Raw genomic sequence first — 22,565 nt, 5'->3', positions numbered from 1 at the left:
TTGTACACTTATACCATACTAAAGTGTACAACCTTGTCTACCTTAAACCAGGAGGTTGATATTCGCTATAAATCAAGCAATTATACAACAAAAACATTCATACCTTATCTCACGTATCTTCTTCAAAAAGCTTGTAATTACTTTTTTGACAACTATACATTTGTCAGATACCCCCCCCAATTAATCCATAAAATTTATTTAGATCAGTTACACATAAACATCTATGTGACAGATACCAAAACGTTGTTTTAGTATCTGTCACATTTCTTTCTTATTTCTTAATCAACTTTCCTCCTGACGCTTTTCCATCAATCAGCAGCAAATACACACCCTCTGAAAGTGAATTAGTAGGAATAATCAAATGTGAAGTTCCTTTTGACTCAGCCGAATAAGCAATGCGCCCCATCACATCACACAGCTCTATCCGATGCAAAGCAACCGCATCCAGTTCTACAGTGAGACTTTCCACAAACGGATTCGGGAAGCAAGATACAGTTACATCTCCAACAGAATGAATACCCGAGGCACCTGTAGCTTTCCACATTTTAACAACATTCTTATTGGAATCTGCAACATATAAATCATTATCAGCATTCACGGCCAACCCATAAGGCATTCCGTAATCACTACCATCAACGGCACCTATCATTTTTGTGAATACTCCCTCCGGAGAAAAACAGCATACTCCTTTATAAGATAAAATATCCGAACCTTGTTTCTTATCCGCATCCAATGCTATTATCAGGTTTCCATCCGAAGTCTCTGTTATACCGGCTACATTATTATATCTATTAATACCATCTTCCCGTTTTATCAACGAAAACGGATATATCACATTATCATCATAGAAATCGACAACAATTACTCCGGTATTTTTATCCGAAATGTACATTGTTCCTTTCGAATCGAAAAAGACCTTTCTCACAATACGAAGTTTATCACATCCCGGTATTCCGTTATCCGGTGCCATCTGATCCAACACTTGAATCAGCTTTAACTCACTGTCATAAATATGGATAGCATTGTAAGAACTGCCTCCTACAGCTACATAAATTTTTCCATCTTTGCCTATAGTTACACCGGTAACGGCACTACCTACAACATCTCCGTTCATCTTTTTTATAGATACAGACTTCTCGAGAGTTCCATTTGCATCGTAAACTTTAATTTCCTTTTCTCCCTGATTGGCAACAAAAATTCTTCCATCCATATCGCAATCTACATCATAGGGTAGATTCAATCCCTCTGTGATTGTTAATAGTGTATTTTTGCCATCCAAAGAGGTTTTCACCACTTTATTATCACCCGAAAAGGCAATATACAATGCTTCTCCTTTAACGACTATTCCTTTGGGAGCTGTCCCTGATACAGAAACATCCGAAAGTGTATAATTCTGAGCATTCATAGAAGCGGCACAAGTCAAGGCCAAAGCGAACAATAATGTTTTTCCACACATAGTTTTTCGATTTAATTGTTTATAATTTATTTTGATTAAAAAATAATCTTCTTAACTACAACCTCTTCACGAGTAGTCACTTTTATCATAAGAACACCATGAGGATAATCGTCTAATGGCAACGTCAGATTTTCACCGTGCCCATAAATGGTTTTCACTACACGACCGTTTACATCCAAAACCGATACCGCAGCCGGAATTCCTCCAGTAACAATACAATAACCGGTAGCTTCTTTGTAGATTTCAATTTTCTCTTTTGAAGATATAACTTCCAATCCGGTAGCTTTATTGGTCAGTAATACTCTGTAAGTCTCTCCGTTGCCCGATTCGGAATAAGTCACTGTAGTGACTCCGTTTTCACTGGTTACTTTAACAGGGCTATCTACGTCGGTATTCCTATACTCTCCATCAATGCGGAAAGATATTTCAGAAATACGTCCCGGCATGTTCACCATTGCATCTGTAAGTGCATTGTTATTGGATGCACTCTCTCTATCCATATCCGGATTGGTGAAAGCAACATCCAGCATTCCGTTGTCCTCTTTCAGCACAATCATCATCGGTTTATTTACATAACGAATGTGCTTACACCCCGTGACATCTCCTTTTTTGAAGATAGATGCCATAAGGACTTTTTGTTGCCTGTGCCACAACACATGGCCTTCTTCATTTTGTTTCAGCACTTCAAAAGGAGAATTATTCCTATAAACGTCCGATTGTCCTTCTTCCGGTTTGATGAGCCAGGTGTAAGCATAAAGCGCATTGCTAGCTCCTTTTCCATGATTGATATATCCCAAATCGAACTTTTCGTTTTCTGACAGTGACAGGTTTCCCTGGTGAATCAGAAACAGATTTCCCCAATTATCATACACGGTCTTTTCATCCGGTCGCTGTACTGCCTTGCTATTCTCTCCTTTCAGATTCTGATAGAGAGTGGTATGCACTTCTACATCTGCCGATCCCGACTTGATGCCACTGCCCATGCAATAAACCACATTGCCAAAAACAAAGAAAGATTTATCTGCGTAGAACGTCTTGTCAATGGCATTGTCATGCATCCGGTTGGTAAACAGACTCGTATTTTTATCGAAAGCAATCCCTCCGAGGAAACTCTGATCTGAGAAATTACGATGTTTATCTCCCACCGTACTAAAGTGTAATTCATTATCAGATAGCTGCTTTGCAGTTGTTCCGGGGAGATGTGTCCAATCCCATTCTTTGGGGCGTAAAGTCGATTGACCGTTTTGCAGATCGGTATATTCCACATGTCCGTAACTCAGATACCGTCCATATACATTCTCTGAGTTGGAACTCTCATAATCCCAGATATATTTGCTGAACCCTTTTATAGTAAACATCCACTCCGGCTGGCGATATACCAATAGCCCTGAATAAGGCATGAACTTAGTACCTGCAAGATTCGTTTCAGCATCCCCTCCTTTAGATGCAGCATCCAGAAGCAATTCCACTTCACCCAAACTTCTTGTATAACAAATATCTACGGCTGTTTTTGCCAAATAAGCACTTACCAAACTATGTTCAGGCTTCCACAAACGCAGGAAAGCAGCCTGAAGTTCAGTATCCAACTCTCCGGAAGACATCACCAGATAAGCATATGCCGGTATCAGCGTATGAAGTACCTCAGCCCCTTCGGGAAAACGTCCGCAAGTACTACCGGGCACAGCATATTCACCACAGAAGAAACGATAAGAAAGCAATGCATTCCTGAGAATATCGTAGATCTCATTATCCAGTTGAAAAGGCGTATCATGAAGCAGATAGTAGAGCATAGAAGCCACATAAACTACTTGAGGATAATAAGCACTCAGATATGTTCCACGGTGATGATAACCAGAACCATCAGGCTTGAATGAACCGGCAAATCCGGGAGCATAAGAAAAAGCATTATTCAGATATTTACAATAAGACTCCATAGAAGCAATCTGTTGATGCTTGTCAGTCATCATTAAGATAGCATGTAGTTTGGGTACAGCAAGTGAACGGATATAGTCGGCCAATTCTCCCGGTGTCTCCGGTACAATAAATGCATCTCCCAAACGGGTATACCAATGCTGAGCTTCGGTTATATGTTTACTCTCCTCTTCCGAAAGTTGATCACGCAACAAAAACACGGAATGATAAAAGCCACTGCTACGTAGCATTTCGAGATACAACGTCCCCAAAGCACTCCCATCAGCCCAACCTTGATCGTAATACCATTCATAAATCTTTTTTGCTTTATCCAAACTGGCAGAGTTATTATTAATACGATAATCAAATGCCAGTTGGAGTAAGCATGACTCATTGATATTCTTAAATGTTTTCAGTTTCACTCCATCCACCGACTTCCCATCAAATCCTAATGAAAATAACCCGGATTTATCAACCGTTCCATTCTCATCAATAGTGGGAGCATTACGCCGTCCGGTGCTCATCCAACTATTGACAGCTGTTTTACGTTTTTTATATATATCATTCGAAGTATATCTCCCTGTTCCTAAATACCAATTTTCCAATCTTTTACTTATTACCCTAATCGCCTCCTCCTGTTCGTCAGTCACCCCAACAGAAGAAGGAACTGAAATTTCACGAGAGGTCAAGTAAGATTCATCTCCTTTAATGGTACGATTCTGATAATCGGGCATCCTTTGCCAGGAACTGGTTGCTACAAATTCGATATAATCCAGATAAACCGTTCCGGAAGCTCCGGCAGGCATCTCAAATTTCATTGTGGTCAGTTGAGTACGATCATGTCCCATATCTTCTGTAAAGCATGCCCACAAACAACGCCATCCTACAAAGTTCATACGGAAATCAAGTTTACACTTCTTCACTCCCGAAGCATTATAAAATCCTATCTGCATCACATCATCCATAGCTTTTGAACTATATATCCACAGATTTACACCACCTTTACTCTTTGTCGATACTGTTTTAAGCGAAGTTAAGTTTTCTGCAGTCAATACACTTCCGGGCTCTATATTCCAACACAAAGCAGCATCACCTACTTTTACTTTTGCAGAGGAAATCGTTACAGTTCCTTTAGTACACTTCCATGCATTGAGTGCATCATCTTCTTCAAAAGAAATAACCTGTCCCTGTAGACCAAATGTCACAGTCAAAAAGACAAAAAAGAAAAAAAATTTGATTCTATTCATATTTTTCATTGATTAGTTCGTTTCATTATTGAATTCAATATATTACCAAGAACAGGATTAGTTGTCAATCTGCCTGCCAAATTAAGCGAAAGTAAAACAACCTGCCCTTTTCCATATGGTTTCTCAGCGACCACTACCTGATCTTTAAAAGTCAGTACAGGCACGAATTCCGGAGCACGAAGAGTAGTAAACGTATAACGCTGCGGTGCATTCACCGATGAATCAAATGCATATTTCAAATCCGTACTTCCACTTTGACGCAACCAGGGATGCGACGCATTACGAAATAATATCCAACTATGTCCTTTTAAGTTGTCCGGTTCAACACTACTCCCACAAAGTTCCGCATCCTCCGTCAATGCTTCTCTCAAGAAAACCACCTTTGCTCCATTCCTAACAGCTTTATCTATTTCCTCTTTTCGCAGCATATAGGCTTTAAGATCACTGATAAGAATAATATTCTCAGGCACTATATTTCCTCCACTTTGCCTTATCATTCTTGGCTGAAACACACTTAGTATTTCTTTCTCGTCAGCACATTCACCTAATGGATATATCACCTGGGAATCTTCTATTGATAACCTGGGAAATACGGTACAACTAAATACATCCTCGTGAAGTTGCTCTCCTGTACTCTTACTGAATAGTCCAATTCGTATTATTACTACAGAACGTCGATTAACCTCGGGCAACTTCACCTTCAGAAATCCTTGGAACGCAGACCCGTCACTGACAGTAGGTATTACAGCATCACATTGTCCACTATCCAATACCTTTCCTGAATATTCCATCACATATCTCAACTGCATATCTGAGAAATATCGACCATCATTACAAATCCATATCTGAAAAGGATACTCTTCTCCCGCATAAAACAAGTTGCGTTCAGACTCTACCTGAACTGCCAGTGGTGTTAGAGCTTCCCGATAAGCAAACCATGCTTTTTTAGGATTCCTTTTACAATCCATGATTGCCTTCATCCAACCATTGGGCCAGGCATCGATAAACAGATGGACAGCAAACGAGTTCATACGAGGCATTCTCCGGAAAGCACGTGCTACTTTGGATATTCCCCAAGCTTGATGAGTCTGACTCTCTTCCACCCAATCCTCCATACTTTTCTGGGTTTCAAACCAATGCCAATGCCTATCCCAAGTCTGAGCCTTCGAATGACGAGCTATCAGATTCTTGGGAGACCAATCTCCTACCGAGTCCGTCCGTAACCACTCCTGAGGATAATATTTACACATAACTTCGACAAAATCAAGTCCTTCAGCCCCGAACTCACCACAACCATACATCCAGCCTTCCGGAACTTTCATCCAATCACCTCTGCACATTCTATCTATGGAAATACCATGATTCTCATACCATATATTATATAGATGGTGGTCTGGGAACCCGCCGTTAGGCATTTGATAGTCTCCGTCTATATACTTCACTACCCGATCGGGATTCTCATGATGCACTACAACATCCAAAGCTTCAAACAACCGTTCATATTCTTGCCGATTTAAAGCGTGAGGTTTTTTCCCGGCCATCGATTCATTCAGATAACTCAGCAAAATAACAGAGGGATGACTACGTAATAACCGTTCTATATTACCCGCCTGTTTCAATATTTCACTGTATTGTTTGTGATTAATATAAGCAAATAATGGTAAATCTGACTGTAACAATAACCCCAGACGATCTGCATAATCGTAGACTTCTTCGGGCATTGTCCGTTGTGTAGTTCTGATAAAATTCATATTGGTCAAACGCGCCAGCAAAATATCATCTATTAGCTGAGCTGTGTCTTTCCGCATCACATCCAACTGAAAGAACCCCATTGTATTAGCCCCTCGCAGACGAATTTCTTCTCCATTCAGCAGCATTCGTCCTTTCGGGATACTACTGGCTGATATTTCAAAAGAACGCATACCAAATTGTCGCTTACGACTATCGAGTCTTACCCTTCCCGTTTTATCATACAACTCTACCTGTGCCTGATATAGCCAGGGACTTTCAGGTGACCAAAGCCTTAACTCCGGTTTAAGCATAGATATCTCAATTGAGGTGACTACTCTCCCACCCACAACTTCCACTTTCTGCCATTGATCCCGAGTTACACAACAGGCAAAATTTTGCCCGTAAACACTATATTTCAACATAAACTCTTCCGCTTCATCTCCATTTGCCAACTCTATTTCCACATGAAGAATAATTTTTTTATCCTTTAAGTTGGGACGAGGAAATATATCTTCAATATATGGAACCGAACGAGTTTCCAGATAAAGGGACTGGTATATCCCATATCCGGCAGGGCAACAAGACCATCCAGTGAAAGGATCGTCCCATCCCGGAGAATTACTAGCAGCTAATTTATGTCCCCAACGGCGATTCTCCCCTTCACTTCCCAGTAAGGAATAATCATTGCGTAACCTAACTAACAGAATATTCTTCCCCTTGCGAGCATATTTCTTTATATCAAATTCAAACGAATCGAGCATTCCTTCGTGATAACCCACATGATGCCCATTCAGAAATGCATCTGTATAGTAATCTGCTCCATTAAAGTGAAGCATTAAGGCAGGAAATGAAAACATATTTTCGGATAATTCCAACTCTACCCTATACCAGGCGGTCGATGGCCCTTGTGGGCCGTGATAGTAAGGGATGGGTACTGAATCCCATTGTCCCTCTCCCCGCAACAAACAAGTAAAGTCTTCCCGGTCTTCTTCCGTCTCATAACGAAATTGCATCTTCGATATCACCAGACGCCTCCTTACATCCACACTCTTCGGTGCCACATCTTTCAGATATACCGCAAGGTCTTTTCTCATCCGGTTCAGTGCTTCCTTCATTTCCTCCGAATTATCAATCTTTTCCATTGGCTTAAACTGATATCCAGTCGTTCCACTCCACTTTAGCTGTTTATCCACAGGTAAAGTTTTCCCAAGTGGACTTTCCAAAGTCCGGAATAGTTGTTCTCCTGATTCGTTCTGAGCAATCTTAGTATAGAAATCAGCTTCCGTTTCAACTTTATTCTGAGCACATAAAAAGAAATCTCCAAAACCAATTAATAGTCCTAGTATCGTATAGATAATTTTTATATACATTTCATATGGTTTTAATTAAAAGTCAGCAGTTTCTCCTCTCCGGCCCTCCATGACAACACCCGTCTCTCATCTTTATAAACGACTGTAGCTTCTGCCGGGTATTCACTTCGAATGGTTGCAGTCCGCAGTTTACCATCTTGCCATTCCATATTCACCAGGAAACCACCTCTTGCTTTCAATCCGGTAATCTTTCCTTCTTTCCACTCCGTCGGCAAAGCAGGAAGTAAATGAATATTTCCAAGATGGCTTTGCAGCAACATTTCTGCAATACCGGCAGTAATCCCGAAGTTTCCGTCAATCTGAAAAGGAAGTGCATTAAGCATATTCCGATACAGTCCGCCTCCCTTTTTACTTTCCACAAGCGGATCAATAAAACTCATCAGATTTTTTAATGCAGCATATGACTGCTCACCTTCATATTGGCGTGCCCATAAAGCTGTTTTCCATGCCATACTCCAACCTGTGGTTTTATTCCCCCGATCAATCAATGTTTGCCGGGCAGCTTTGAAGACCTCCGGTGTATCAGGAGTAATATCACAGCCCGGATATAAACCGAACAAGTGTGACAAATGACGATGTTGAGGTTCTGTCTCTTTATATTCTTTATCCCACTCCAACAATTGTCCGTGTGAACCGATTCGATATCCGGCTAAATATTTTGATTTCTGTTCAAGCATTTTACGAAACTCTACATCAACACCCAGTAACTCAGCAGCATGAATCGTATTTCCAAACAGATTTCTGATAATAGCCATATCCATAGTCGATCCTTCACATACAGCAGCTTCTCTCCCATCCGGCATACGGAATGCATTTTCCGGAGAAGTACTGACCGGAGTCACCCATTCTCCTTTTGTATTCTGCACCAGCCATTCGGAACAAAAACGTGCAGACTCCTTTAATATCGGATAATACTCCCTTAAAAAAGCAACATCTTTCGTATAAAGATAATGCTCCCAAATGTGACTACACAACCAGGGACCAGACATATTCCAGAAAAACCAATGCACAAATCCATCTGCCGGATAGGCTTCCCGCCAAATAGACATATTATGATGGGCAATCCAGCCATTTCGCCCATACATGTTATGGGCAGCCTCCTTACCCGACTGTGCTATTTCTTCGATAAATGTAAAAAGCGGCTGATGACACTCGGACAGATTAGTTACTTCAGCCTGCCAGTAATTCATCTGCAAGTTAATATTTGTTGTATAGCCCGAATTCCAGGGTGGAATTATTTTATCATTCCACAAACCCTGTAAATTCAATGGCTGCCCTCCGGGACGGGAACCTGAAATCATCAGATATCTGCCATATTGAAACAATTGTGCTATTAAGGACAGATCTGTCTTAGTTTGAAACTCTTTCAACCGGATATCTGTCGGTTTATCTTTTTGATTCGGAGAAGATGGTAATGCCAGGTCTACCCGTTTGAAAAGAGACTGATAATCAGCAACGTGCTCATTTCTGATTTGCTGATATTCTTTGCCGGCAAGCTTTTTCCGTTGTGCTTGCAGTTCTTTTGCTATATTCTTCCCTGCCTTTGACGGACTCTTATCAAAACCATTGTAAGAAGTTGCTGCATAAAGCAAAAATGTTATTTCCGATGCATCTTTCACAACAAGTCTGTTATCTTTGAAGGTGATTACTCCATCCTTCTTCAGCGGTACAACGCAGGCTTCAAATGCCATACCTTTGTTTTCTGCATAAATCACTTGTTCCGTAGAGATCACTTTTCCCTTTTCATCAAAATATTCAGGATGCAAACGTTCCGTATTATATTTCCTCATCCCCTCAATTGTTCTTCGTTGTACATGCGCAGGAGCCCGGCCTTCCATCTGTAATCTTTCTCCTTCACAGGACAGATGAACCGGATGCAATGATGCAAGTTGCATTTCAAAGTGTAATACCGGCTTTTCAGCTTTTAAATGTATTACGATAGCCTGTCCCGGAAATGAAGCAAAGACCTCTCGTAAAATCTCTGTTCCTCCCTGTTTATACCGGGTAGTAACCACTGCCTGTTCCATATCCAGCGAATGAACATACTCCGTCACCTCGCCTTTCATTTTGAAATCCAAACAGACATCTCCAAAAGGCTGATAAACTTCATTAAGCCTGCCTATCCATTCATATTGCATGATCTTTTCGGCCTCAGCATTCTTACCCTGCTTCAGTAAATCCCGTACCTTTTCATATTGAGGCAGGATACAAGTAGAGCGGTTTAATGCAGCAGGTTCACCACTATACAATGTGTTTTCGTTAAATTGTATCCGCTCTTTTTGGGTATCTCCAAACACCATAGCCCCTAACCGCCCGTTTCCAAGAGGTAAAGCCTCTTCCCATACACGGGCAGGAGTCGTATACCATAACGTCAGATCATTCTGTGCATTTACACAAAAAAACGGAAAACAACAGATCACTGCTAACCAAATCTTTTTCATAAGTCTTTCTTTCGGAGATTAAACATATAGTTATTGCCACGTATCGTCAAAACACGTACTAATGTATTTCCATCTTTATATTGGACTTTCAACGGAGTAACAGGACTATAAACATCATACATACCGTTAAGGACCAATTCTGCTTCAAAAGCCTTTTCTTCCTCTATCACATCTTCTTCTGATAAGCCGTCCATGCTGGTTCTCGAAACTCTCCGCATATCCGGTTCTGAAAAGAAAACTTTCGTTGTATCCTCTTCTTCGCCTTCTACTATATAGGAAAGAGGAATATTCACACTCTTCACTAACAATGAATCAAACGGCTGATCCTTACTAAAAATTGCTCCATAGGTAATATTCTTATCTTTTACTTTCACGATATGGGCTTCATCATCCTGACGCAGGATCTGTATAGGCGTATTTTCTGACAACAGGTGTCCAGCCAGTTGTTCATCTCCGTTAGTAACTACATAATATTGATACCCTGCCCGATCGGGAGCTACGTCATGATCAATGTATGCAATGGTAAACGAATCATTCTTTTGAACTACCGGATCACAATCTTTCACAACATACAACAGACCAGAATGATCATTGAGCAACGCTCCTGTTTTCCGTTTCTCCATCTTCACTTTTTGTTTCACAGGAGACTGAAACAGAGTCGTTACAGTTTTATGTTGCTTATCGCTGTTTCGGATATCAGTTCCAAGACATAGAATAATATCATCTATTACAAAAGTCGATTTGTTAGCATGAAAACTATCATCATATTTCAAATCATGCAGCCTCATCGAAAACATGGATCGTTGTCCGGTAGCACTGACACCACACAAAAAGGTTTCATCCGAGAAGTTACGATGTTTGTTCTTCTTCGCCCCCAACTCTGTAACTGGTAACACAATAGAAGTAGTTCCCGACAAATAATTCCAATCGAAAGCCGGATTGCCCGGATAGAAACTACGGGTGTTTTTTCCAAAATGGAAATACTCAATCTGCCCGTAAGACAAATAGCGTCCATACAAATTCTCGGATGCAGATGATTCATAATCCCATATATATTTGCTAAATCCTTTTACATTAATATGATAATCTTTATTTTTGACTACCAGCAAACCAGAATAAGGCATAAACAGAGAACCTTCCGGCGCTGGTTCCTCTTCTATATCCATTTGCAACAGCTTAGCCATAGCTTCCGCTTCGCCCACACTGTTAGTATAAGTAAGGTCAGAATTCACCTCTGTCATAAACAATTTTACTACATCCGGATTTTTGCGAACCAATCGTCTAAAAGCAGCAGTCAGTTCAATATCTGTTTCCGGAAATGATTGGGCAACATAAGCAAAAGCCGGTAACAACTCCTGTAACACTTGTTGGCCACGAGGAAAACGCCCTACTGTACCTGCCGGTATACTCAGATTAGCCGAAAAAAATCTGAAAGTAAGCAATGCTTGTTTTAGGTGTGTCAATGAAGACTCTGAAAGAGCATAGGGTGTATCATGCAAAAGATAAGCCACAAAAGATGCAGCATAAAGTGCATGAGGGTAATATGCACTGTTATAAGGTCCCCGATGGTGATAACCGGAATAATCTGCCTTGATAGTTCCAAAGAATCCCGGACCAAAATCAAGTGCATTATTCATATAAGAAGAAAAAGCTGTCATAGCTACTTGCTGTTCTGTCAAATCAGTCAACGAAAGTGCATATATCAATTTAGGTAAAGCCAATGCACGAAGATTATCTGCTACTTCTCCCGCATGTTCAGGTTTCTGGTAGCATGCTCCGAACATAGTGAACCATTTCAAAGCTTTCAATTCCCGGTTCAACTGAGCTTCAGATAAATTGTCTTTTAGCAGAAACAACGAATGAAAATATCCTGCACTGCGTAATTTCTCAAAACATAATGTTCCCATTCCGCTACCATCAGCCCATCCCTGGTCATGAAACCAATCATAAATATAGATTGCTTTCTTCAGGCTATTTTCTGATTTGTTTTTCCGATAGTCTAATGCCAGAGGTAATAGAATATACTTATTGATATCCGGGAAGGTAGCTACATTTGTTACACCTGCTTTAGAGAAGTATAATGGGAATAATCCTTCTCCCATCGCCACTCCATCAGCATCATATCTGATCTGAACTTTTTCCGCAGCTTTCAAACCCTTCTTTATAAAATCCCTCTCACCTCTTTTTCTGATTTCTACCATCGGATGATTATCAGCAGACTGATCTCCTAAATACCACTTCATCAATCTGTTTTTAATTGTCTCAACTCCCTTTCTATTCTCATCTCTGACAATCACGTCCGAAAGATCGGGAAATGTATTCCGATATCCTATAAAATCGTGAATCAAACTATAATCCTTTTGATTCACCTTATATTGTGCGTCTGACATCTTCTGCCACGAAACTGTAGGAGTAAACTCTACATAGTCCAGATATATAGTCCCGGTTTCTACGTTTTCAGGCATTATCATAGCACAGGAGGTAATTATAGTTCCCGGCTTCATCAGCATATCTTCTCTGAACTTAGCCCACACACAACGCCATCCTTTAAAATCCATTCTAAAAGGTAACCGACACACCTCTGCTCCGGATTCATCAGCAAACGAGAAATACATATATTCTGTGACCGGTACCTTATTATATATCCATGCTGTAATCCCACCATTAACCGATCGGCTTGCAGCATCCAGAGACTCCTTTCCTGTAAAACGCACAATGGCATTTTTATCCCATACTACTTTAAGTGATTGTTTACCTTCTTTATACTTTAACCGGGATACTTCAAGTTTTCCACCATCGATACTCCATTCTTTCGGCACTTTTTTATTCTCAAAAGAATAGACCTGTGCTTTCATCACCTCTGTAATGAAGCATAAGAGACAAACAATCAAAACCCAATTCTTTATTTTCATCTTTTAATTTACTAATTATTCACCACCGGTTGCACAGTTCATACAGCTTTATACATTCAATAGACAATGTAATATCTCTGCAAATCCTGCGATACCGGTGGCAAAACCAAATCCAATTTATCCCAAAAACAAACTTTAATAACCCGGATTATTCAATGAGCCCAATGCCTTATTCCGTTGTATTTCCATCAATGGTATCGGGAATAGCTCATGCTTACCTGTTACAAACCGATCTCCTTTACCTGCCGGAAAAGCATTCAATGCATATTTATATTTCTTCGGATCACCATCAGGAAATTTTTCGGTCGACTTCATATACGCATACATGTTCTCCAATGATTCTTTCAAAATACCCCAGCGAATCAGGTCATATTTGCGAGTACCTTCATAACACAGTTCAAAACCTCTTTCCCAATACAAGGCAGTTCTGAACTTGCCCGCAGGAGTAGAATCATCAATGAAGTCAAGATCAATCACTTTCGGTGCTTTATAAATAGCAGCATAATTAGAGAAGTCTTTTTTCAGTTCCGTTATCCCGGCACGCTTTCTCACCATATTTAAAAGTTCAACAGCATCATCGGTCCTATCCAGTTCATTCATAGCTTCAGCTACCATTAATACTACATCCGGATAACGCAAAACCGCATAATCCACATCCGTATTATTAGGATCTTTAGACATACCTACCCCAATCCATTCTCTTCTCCACTTGCCCGGATAATAGAATTTATTGGAAGGGGTATCCGGACTTGTAGCTGGTTTCTTCGGATCGTAAGGCTTAATATTATATACTTTCTGACTCTTATTATCAATTTTATACTGACATATATTTACATCCAGACGAATATCATTCTCGTCATAGAAGGAAGCCCAGGTAGGAAGGACTACAAAAAAGGAATTAGCACGTCCGTAAATACTGGCCTGATCTGTTGACGGACCAATGTAAGTACCCCACATACCTGCACCGGGAGCTTTTCCGTCAGGAGTATAGAATGCTATTTCCCAAAGCGTCTCTACCGGTTCATCTACATTCTGACAGTAGTTTTTCCACGCTTGTTCATATCCTCCGGAATAGAAATTATGGAAACCACTCTTTTTGAAAGCCTCCCATTCTGTCAGGATTGCATTGAAATACTCTTTTCTTTTAACTTCAGACGGACGTGAGAGCTTAGCATCTGCTTTCAGGCTATATCCGGCTCTTTGCAATAACGCTCTCATAGTTAAAGCTCTGGCAGCCCCCTGAGTTGCCCGTTCCGGACTTGTATTTGCATCAGCCCATGGAAGTTGAGTTCTGGCTATTTCCAGATCCGACATAATCTGATCATAGATTAATTCACGGTCTACACGAGGAGAATAAGCATCACTAACTGAAGCAGTATAAGTTGTTTTATACGGAACATCTCCCCAGTTTCTTACCAACTGCAAAGCTATAAAAGCACGGAGGAAACAAAGTTCACCTTCATACTTTTTCAATGTTTCATTACCTGTAGCATATTCTTTCATAGAGCGAATTCCATCCAATGCAAAATTCGCTCTGTCGAGTCCCTGATATTTTGCATTCCATGTAGATTCTATCCACTGATTATTTGTTGAAACCATATAATGTGATATATCACGACGCAAATTATCCGTATTAGTACCTGATACATAATACATATCATCAGAGGTAGGTATGGCCATTTCTGCTTGCCCGTAATGCCCCATACCTCCTAAAGTGTTGTACACAGCAGCAACGGCCATATTTGCATTAGGAACTGAAACGAAATAATTGGTTGAATCATAATAGGATTCAGGAGTTTCCGTCAAAAGATCAGTACAAGATGTCAGTCCGGACATCAGACAGAAGATTGCTATATATTTTTTCATGTTATTTTTCATCATTATCAGTTATTAAAAAGTAATGCTTCCACCACAAACAAAAGAACGGCTTCTCGGATATCCTCCCCAGTCTACTCCACGTGTAATTCCATTGCCCATTGTTGAAACCTCCGGGTCAAATCCGCTGTATTTAGTAAAGGTATGGATATTATTAGCCGTCAGATATAAACGTAATTTCTTGATAACCTTCGTTTTCTTCAACATACTTGCCGGGAATGTATATCCCAGTGAAATATTATTGATTCGCAAAAACGAGCCATCTTCAATGGCCCATGAATGCATAAACTTATCACCATCCTGCATATCACTGTAACAAGCCACTGTCTTGCCTGAATTTAAGCGTGACAATGCAGCGGGATCAGTAATCTTTTTACCATCTTCTCCAATCGTTACCCAACGGTTCGATGAATTGGCAATATCAAGTACTGTAGTGTTTCCTGTTCTTCCGGAAAGAGTATTAGCCAATTTCGTTGCATTCAGAATATCTCCTCCCAAACTGAAGTTAAGGAAAATACTCAAATCGAAACCTTTATAACTGAACGTATTATTCATACCTCCATACAAAATAGGATTGGCATCACCAATGACTGTCCTGTCATTATCATCAATAACCCCTTTGCTTGCCCCTTCATCATCTACGTTCTCAAACTTCCAGTACCCCGGTTGTGGAGTATTATTCGTATTATAAGGAATCCCCTCTTTCAAAGTATATTTTTTTGTTGCAGGATCATAATTGAAATCGTCCACCTGATATAATCCAACTGTTTTCCAACCATAAATCCGCCCTAATGATTTTCCTACCTCAACGATATAGTTATTCTGATTCCACCCGAATTTAGCTTCTTCCAGAAAACTATCCTGATCATTTAAGGCGATCACCTTATTTACGTTATGCGATAAGTTCAGATTAGTAATCCATTGAAAATCCTTAGTCTGTATATTAACAGAAGTAATACTGATATCAATACCTTTATTTTCAGTCTCGCCAATATTCTGAAGCATTGTGTTAAATCCCGAAGAGGTGGGGATCTTTGTATTTAAAAGCAGATTGGAACTACGGTTTATATAAAATTCCGGAGAAATGGTTAAACGCTGATTAAAAAATCCGAAGTCAAGACCGATATTTAATGTTTTGTTAGCTTCCCACTTCAGATCCTTATTGGGAATCTGCGTAGAAGCAAACCCATTGGTTATTCCTTCTCCATTCGGATAAAAATTATTGTTACTACCCATAATCGGTAACGAAGCATAGCTACCAATTCTATTATTACCAGCCAAACCATATCCTATACGTAATTTCAAATCAGAAAACACATTCAGATTCTTGACAAATGCTTCCTCACCCACACGCCATGCAGCAGATACAGCCGGAAAGTAACCCCATTTATTATTGGCACCGAACTTTGAAGAACCATCAGCACGCATAGAAGCAGAGAATAAATATTTGTCTGCATACGAATAGTTCACACGTCCGAAAAATGACAAAAGAATGTCATCATCATTATAAGATGATTTCGGAGTTCCCGGAGTAGCTCCCAACGACATATCATTCAAACCGATATCATCATTCGGAAAGTTAGAAGCACTGGCACTGAACCAACGACTCCAACGTGCCACATATTCCTGTCCCAACATCACGTCATAACTGTGTTTTTTCATCTTTCCTGCATACGTCAAAGTATTTGAAGTTGAGAAACTACCTTGTTCATTATTTTGCAAAGTACCATTAGTGCTCGAACGTTTGGCAGTAGCAGAAAGTGCCCCGTAAAATGTTTCTGTACGACGGGTAGAGAAACGGGCTCCCGTAGTATTTTTAAAAGTCAGTCCCTTCAAAAGTTCATAGCTCAGACTACCATTAATCTGTATAGTTCTCTGTTCTCTCTTCTTATGTTCCGAGAGAGCTGATATAATAGGATTCTGCATTGCATTCTGATCATCGTCATACAATGGGTCGTCATTATCAATTAACTGTTGATCATCTCCCAACATACCGGCAGTAGGACGGTAAGATAAAATAGACCCCATCTTATTAAAGCCATAATTATCACCGGAAGTCCCCATTCCATGTACCGTAGTATGATCAAATGAGATTGATCCCGAAGCAGTCAACCGGTCATTCGGTTTATGATCAACTTTCAGTTTAGCGTTATGCTTGCTACTCCCACTGGCCTTCATCAACCCTTCTTCATCAAAATAGGCATATGACATGTTATATCGTAATTCTTTTGTTCCCCCGGCAATGCTTATACGGTGGTTCTGCATAACTTTTGTTCCTCCGAAAACCTCTTCCTGCCAATCTACTCCTTTACGATTCGCATAGTTCTTTCCAATATCGGCAAAGTCACCATATAAATTGGTAAACCCATTAATATTACCGGCATCTATATCTTCATCCGAGAAGTTTCGTCTTTCATAATCCAGAAACACATACTCTTTTGTTGAAAGCATATCCAACTTACTTGCCAGTTTGGAGAACCCAACATAAGTATCATAAGAAATAGAGAATTTATTATCATTCTTACTGCCGGTTTTGGTAGTAATCACTACCACTCCATTGGCTCCACGTGCTCCATAAACAGCTGTTGAAGAAGCATCTTTCAGAATATTAATAGATTCAACATCGGCAGGGTCTATAGACGAAAGACCATCTTCACTGGGAAAACCATCAATAATATACAGTGGTTCATTACTTTGCGTAATAGAAATTCCTCCACGCACACGAATAGAAATAGAAGCTCCCGGTTCACCTTCATTCTGTGTTACCATTACTCCGGAGACGCGTCCTGCCAAAGCTTGGGTGATGTCCGATACAGGTACTTTAGAAAGAGCTTCCGCATCCACAGAAACAACAGATCCTGTAATATCCTTACGGGCCATTCCACCATAACCAATTGCAACTACTTCATCAAGCATTACGGAGCTTGCTCTTAAAGTTACATCAATCTTACTTCTTCCTTTCACCGGTACTTCCTGAGTATCCATTCCTATAAAAGTAAATACCAATACATCTTTGGAAGGATTGTCGGATTTTAATTTGTAATGGCCATCCAGATCGGTAATCGCCCCTACTCCGGGTGCTCCTTTTAAAGTAACATTTGCTCCAATGACTTCCAAACCGTCACTGTCCACCACTTTTCCTGTCACCGTAATACTCTGTGCATACACCACAAGGTTTGTAAGTAGAAGAAATACTACGAAAAGACATCTTGTTTTTCTTTGCATAATAATTAAATATAAAGTTATACATAAAGTTAGATAAGAAAGGATACAGAGTATGCTTCTTATCGATATTGCAAATGTATCAACTCGTTCACACAGGTCAGAATTCAAATGTTTCGGGTTTATTCAAAAAAACAGATTTCCATTTTGTTTTCGTTCGCACAAAGTTAGATATCGTTCATACCGTTATAAATCAACGGTTTCAGAGTCAGTATTCAACGATCTAATAACAAATGATCGCAGATTTTCGCAAATAAGAAGGCCTGTTGTACTTGAGAGATGATATTCTTTGCGTGAATTTGCGATAATCTACGTTTCAACTACAGTACCGCATCAAACAATCAATAAAATCACAAAACAAATACAAATATTATTATCTTTAAATCACTATACATTAACACATTACAAAATATATTGAAAATCAATTAAATAAAAATTCATTTATCAGATATATTGTATTACATTTACCGGATAACAAAACAATAAAATAATATGAAAAACACTCTTAAAAGAACTGCTAAACATAGTCTGTTAGCAGTAGTCTCTCTTTTCTATTTTTCCTGCGTTAACAATATTCAACCGTTAGAAGAACCTACTCCTCCTCTACCTGCTTCGGGCAATATACCCATCACAATTTCCGGACGAATATTACAAGTCCAGACTCACACACGTATCACCGATAACAAATTTGACAACGACAATGCCATCGGACTTTACGTATTAGCCCAACCGGAAAATCTAAGCGGATCAAGACATATAGATAATATGCGCCTTGTATATTCATCAGACGTATTTACTCCTGAAGAAGAAATATACTACCCTAAAGGAGAAGGCAAATGCGATTTCATCAGTTATTACCCTTATCAGGAGGAAGGAATCATACAAGGAAGTAGTAACATAAACGTCAATGTCAGCCCCGATCAAAGTTCAACTACAGAATATAGTAATTCTGATTTTATGGTAGCTAAAGCAACCGGGATCTCCCCAAGCCTGAAGGCAGTAAACTTACAATATAATCACAAGTTGTGCCAGTTAAATATCATTCTACAAGTTTACGAAGAAGAAAATATCAATGAACTACAACAGAATGCATCTATCAGTATCAGTAATCTGAATACAAAAGCTACATATAACATGGATACAGAATTATTCAGCGCATTCAATACCCCACAAAGCATTATCCCAAACGGAAAATGGGAAATAGACGAAGAAAGTCACCAACTTACCGGAAAAAAAGTCATTTTAATACCGCAACCTATAACGCCCGATTGCGAATTAACATTGCGGGTTAACAACAAAGTTTATTGTGCATCTATGCCAATGGATCTTATTTTAGAAAGTGAAGCTGGCTGCGAACTCTTACTCAGATATGATTCAAGGGTAGGAATAGGAGGTATCACGACATCCATAAGCAATTGGAAGCCAGGAAGCAGTAGCAGTACAGACCTTGAAGAAAAAGTAGATAACAGCTCGATAACTATCTCTGATTTAAACTTTGAGAAAACCGGTATATACAACCTGATAACTTCTTCGGATATTGTGATCGGAGAGATTTGTAAAGAATACCTATTAGGCGATAATATCGATGCGCAAGCTATTGTTTTATATCCTACAAACAATTCAAACAAAGGAACTGTACTGCAAATACTGGGTGAAACTCAAAGTATACATGGAGGAAATATCAACTGGGACAAAACCAATAATTCATTTACCTACATAACCGGAGACAAAGCTCCAATAGAACAAATTTATGCAGACAAAGATGGAAACATAATCTTTGAAAAAAGTGAAGACGTACAACTAATTCAAGCCAAAGAAAGCATGTTAACAGATATCAGAGGTGCCGAAACAAATATTTATCCAATTGTAAAAATAGGTACCCAATACTGGATGCAGGAGAATCTGAAGACTACTAAGTATAATGATGCGACTGCTATTACCAATAATACAACAAATCTCTCAAAGACAACAGCGGGTTATTATCTAAATAATTCTAATTACTTCTATAATCAGGCAGTTATCATCACAGGCAAAATAGCTCCACAAGGTTGGAAAATACCAGATACCACAGAATGGGAGAAATTAAAGAACTACATAAAAAATGAAGCAGCGACATTGAAATCGGGTGTATGGACAATAGAAGAAGGAGCAGATAAAGCCAATAATAAAACCGGATTTAACGGAAAGCCGGTAGGAACATATACAAAAAACGACAAAAAAGACGAAAGTGATCACAACTTTCTTCAAAAATATGTCGGTTATTGGACATTACAAGAAGCCCAATCATCCCCTAATAATACAAGTTTTGCTCTCAGCTATAAACTAAATAACACAGGAGAATTCAAAAACTCCGATTACTGTGCCTATTCCATACGTTGCCTAAAAGAGTAACACATATGAATATCTATATCCAGACAATAATTCGTACAGGCATCATTGCATTAAGTGCTTTGATAGCCTGTTCGTGTGTCAACAGCATCGGAGAAGAAGAAAAAGAAAATACTTCCATTACTCCCGGCGATGTTCCTATAAAAATATCAGCAAAAACACTCCATACTCAAATTTACCAAAAAGAGTGTAATGAAGCTATTGGACTATATGTCCTGGTATCGCCTGCGACTTTGAGTAAGGAGCGTTATGTATCAAACAAACGTTTCAATTGTACAACCTCAGGATTTGTTCCTGATGAAGAAATATATTATCCGGCAGAAAAGATAAAATGCAATTTCATTAGTTATTACCCCTATCAGGAAACTGGCATTACAGAAGGGGAAAATACGATAGATCTAACTGTATGTACAGATCAGAGTTCAACTGTTGGCTATAACAATTCTGATTTTATGACCGCACAAGTTAGCAATGTCGCTTCGGGTAAAAAAAATGTAGAATTGCCTCATATACACCAACTATGCCAACTGACTGTCAGAATCAAGCCAACAGAAGGATATGATATAAATGTACTAAAAAAAAGTAACCCCTCAGTTCGCATTAACGACGTTTTCACACAGGCCAAATATAACATAGAGACAAAAGAATTTTCATTGCTCAGCAATATTCAGAATATTCTTCCAAACGGCGAATGGGAAATCGACAATGAGGCGCTAATTGGGAAAAGGAGTATACTAATTCCACAAACAATAGCAGCAGGAACAGAGATACTCACATTATCTGTAGATTCTAAACATTATGAATGTCAGCTAACTGAGAATTATGAGTTAGGAAACGGTACTTCCTGTGAGCTCACAATACTCTACAATCCGCAACAAGGAATAAGTGGAATAATACCAGATATTAATGACTGGAAAGAAGGAAACAAAAGTGAGATCACTCCCGTTGAAAAGGTAGAAAAGACATGTATCTCAATTAGCGATTTTGATTTCGAACAGAGTTCTGTATACAACATCACCTTTGATGGAAAAATAGTAGCAGAGGTTTGCAAAGAATATTTATCTGCTTCCGAAATACATGCACAAGCGATTGTTATCTATCCTGTAAAAGATGGAAAAAGTGACTGGACAGAAGGAACCGTACTTCAGATAATCAGTGATGATAAGGCAATACATGGTGGTAAAGTGATGTGGCAAGGTGATACAAACACATTAAGTTACACTCCCGGCAACCAGAATCCAATCTCTTCCTTCTATATCACTTCCGATTTATCAATTGCATTTACACCTCCCATCGATCCAGTGTTACTATCTTTTAAAAAGAAGATATTGTCCGACGTCAGAGGAAGTGAAATAATCACGTATCCCATTGTAAAAATCGGAACTCAATATTGGACCAGAAAAAATCTCCGGACAACATTATACAATGACGGAAAGAAAATTACCTTAAAAACAGCTTCCAATTATTCTAAAAGCTCTGCCGGATATTTCAAAGAATCCACATTTATTTTCTATAATAAAGCAGCTGTTATCACCGGAAAGTTAGCTCCAAAAGGATGGAAAATAGCCGATAATGAAGCCTGGCAGCTATTAAAAACATACATCGAAGGAGACGGGGCTGTTCTGAAAGGAAATGATTTATGGGAAAAGTCCGAGTCCGTACCTTCCAATGCAACAGGATTCAATGCTATTGCCACCGGCATCTTTACTAAAGTAAAAGAGAACGATTCCAGTATCTATCAATTTGCCGGAAAATATACTGCTTATTGGAATATGGGAGCCACCCAGAAAGCAGTAGCAGAAAACGGTATTCTTCTGAGGTATGACACGCATGAAATTAAAGGAGCAGCCTACTCAGATTATTGCGGATATTCAGTGAGATGTGTAATTGAGTAGGTAAGTTCATTCTGAAAAAAGACTCTAAAACCTGTTTCATTTATGATAAATTCTTTTGTTTATAGATGCAGAAAGATGTTTTTTGAATTATCTTTGTAGACCATTTAGCCCTATTGA

At 39.3% G+C, this 22,565-nt stretch carries 9 protein-coding genes; 2 read left to right on the top strand and 7 right to left on the bottom strand.

Annotated features, from left to right (window positions below; all coding sequences use genetic code 11):
* Positions 1–271 precede the first annotated feature (271 nt).
* The 7 genes from K8P02_RS06375 to K8P02_RS06345 all read right to left on the bottom strand — a co-directional run bounded on the left by K8P02_RS06375 (position 272) and on the right by K8P02_RS06345 (position 18,168).
* Positions 272–1,456 (bottom strand): NHL repeat-containing protein, encoded by a 1,185-nt coding sequence (locus K8P02_RS06375; RefSeq protein ID WP_195349624.1) that lies wholly within the window; start codon positions 1,454–1,456, stop codon positions 272–274.
* A gap of 35 nt (positions 1,457–1,491) precedes the next feature.
* The gene (locus K8P02_RS06370) at positions 1,492–4,614 is read right to left on the bottom strand and encodes a chondroitinase family polysaccharide lyase (protein WP_195349622.1); all 3,123 of its coding nucleotides are present in this window, start codon (positions 4,612–4,614) and stop codon (positions 1,492–1,494) included.
* A 5-nt stretch (positions 4,615–4,619) separates the two neighbouring features.
* Positions 4,620–7,715 (bottom strand): glycoside hydrolase family 2 protein, encoded by a 3,096-nt coding sequence (locus tag K8P02_RS06365; protein ID WP_195349620.1) that lies wholly within the window; start codon positions 7,713–7,715, stop codon positions 4,620–4,622.
* 11 nt (positions 7,716–7,726) lie between these two features.
* Positions 7,727–10,156, bottom strand: a complete 2,430-nt coding sequence (locus K8P02_RS06360) for a glycoside hydrolase family 95 protein (RefSeq protein WP_223382132.1) — start codon at positions 10,154–10,156, stop codon at positions 7,727–7,729.
* Complete coding sequence (locus tag K8P02_RS06355; RefSeq protein WP_025867158.1) at positions 10,153–13,068, bottom strand: chondroitinase family polysaccharide lyase; 2,916 nt, start codon at positions 13,066–13,068, stop codon at positions 10,153–10,155. The genes K8P02_RS06360 and K8P02_RS06355 overlap by 4 nt, the downstream gene beginning before the upstream one ends.
* Positions 13,069–13,203: 135 nt before the next feature.
* Positions 13,204–14,934, bottom strand: coding sequence for a RagB/SusD family nutrient uptake outer membrane protein (locus K8P02_RS06350; RefSeq protein WP_025867157.1), 1,731 nt, complete (start codon positions 14,932–14,934; stop codon positions 13,204–13,206).
* A 24-nt stretch (positions 14,935–14,958) separates the two neighbouring features.
* Positions 14,959–18,168 carry a SusC/RagA family TonB-linked outer membrane protein gene (locus tag K8P02_RS06345; RefSeq protein ID WP_025867156.1) on the bottom strand — a complete coding sequence of 1,070 codons (3,210 nt, stop codon included), beginning with the start codon at positions 18,166–18,168 and terminating at the stop codon, positions 14,959–14,961.
* A gap of 489 nt (positions 18,169–18,657) precedes the next feature.
* On the opposite strand from K8P02_RS06345, the gene K8P02_RS06340 reads away from it, so the two are divergent.
* Together K8P02_RS06340 and K8P02_RS06335 are read left to right on the top strand one after the other, a co-directional pair.
* Complete coding sequence (locus K8P02_RS06340; RefSeq protein WP_223382130.1) at positions 18,658–20,556, top strand: fimbrillin family protein; 1,899 nt, start codon at positions 18,658–18,660, stop codon at positions 20,554–20,556.
* Between the two features lie 5 nt (positions 20,557–20,561).
* A complete protein-coding gene (locus K8P02_RS06335) occupies positions 20,562–22,448 on the top strand; it encodes a fimbrillin family protein (RefSeq protein WP_025867155.1) in 1,887 nt (628 codons plus the stop codon).
* The last annotated feature ends 117 nt before the right edge of the window (positions 22,449–22,565 follow it).

This window comes from Bacteroides nordii, assembly GCF_019930665.1.
Classification (GTDB): Bacteria; Bacteroidota; Bacteroidia; order Bacteroidales; family Bacteroidaceae; genus Bacteroides; species Bacteroides nordii.
The sequence above is the reverse complement of the archived record's forward strand: the minus strand, read 5'-3'. Positions and strand labels throughout refer to the sequence as shown.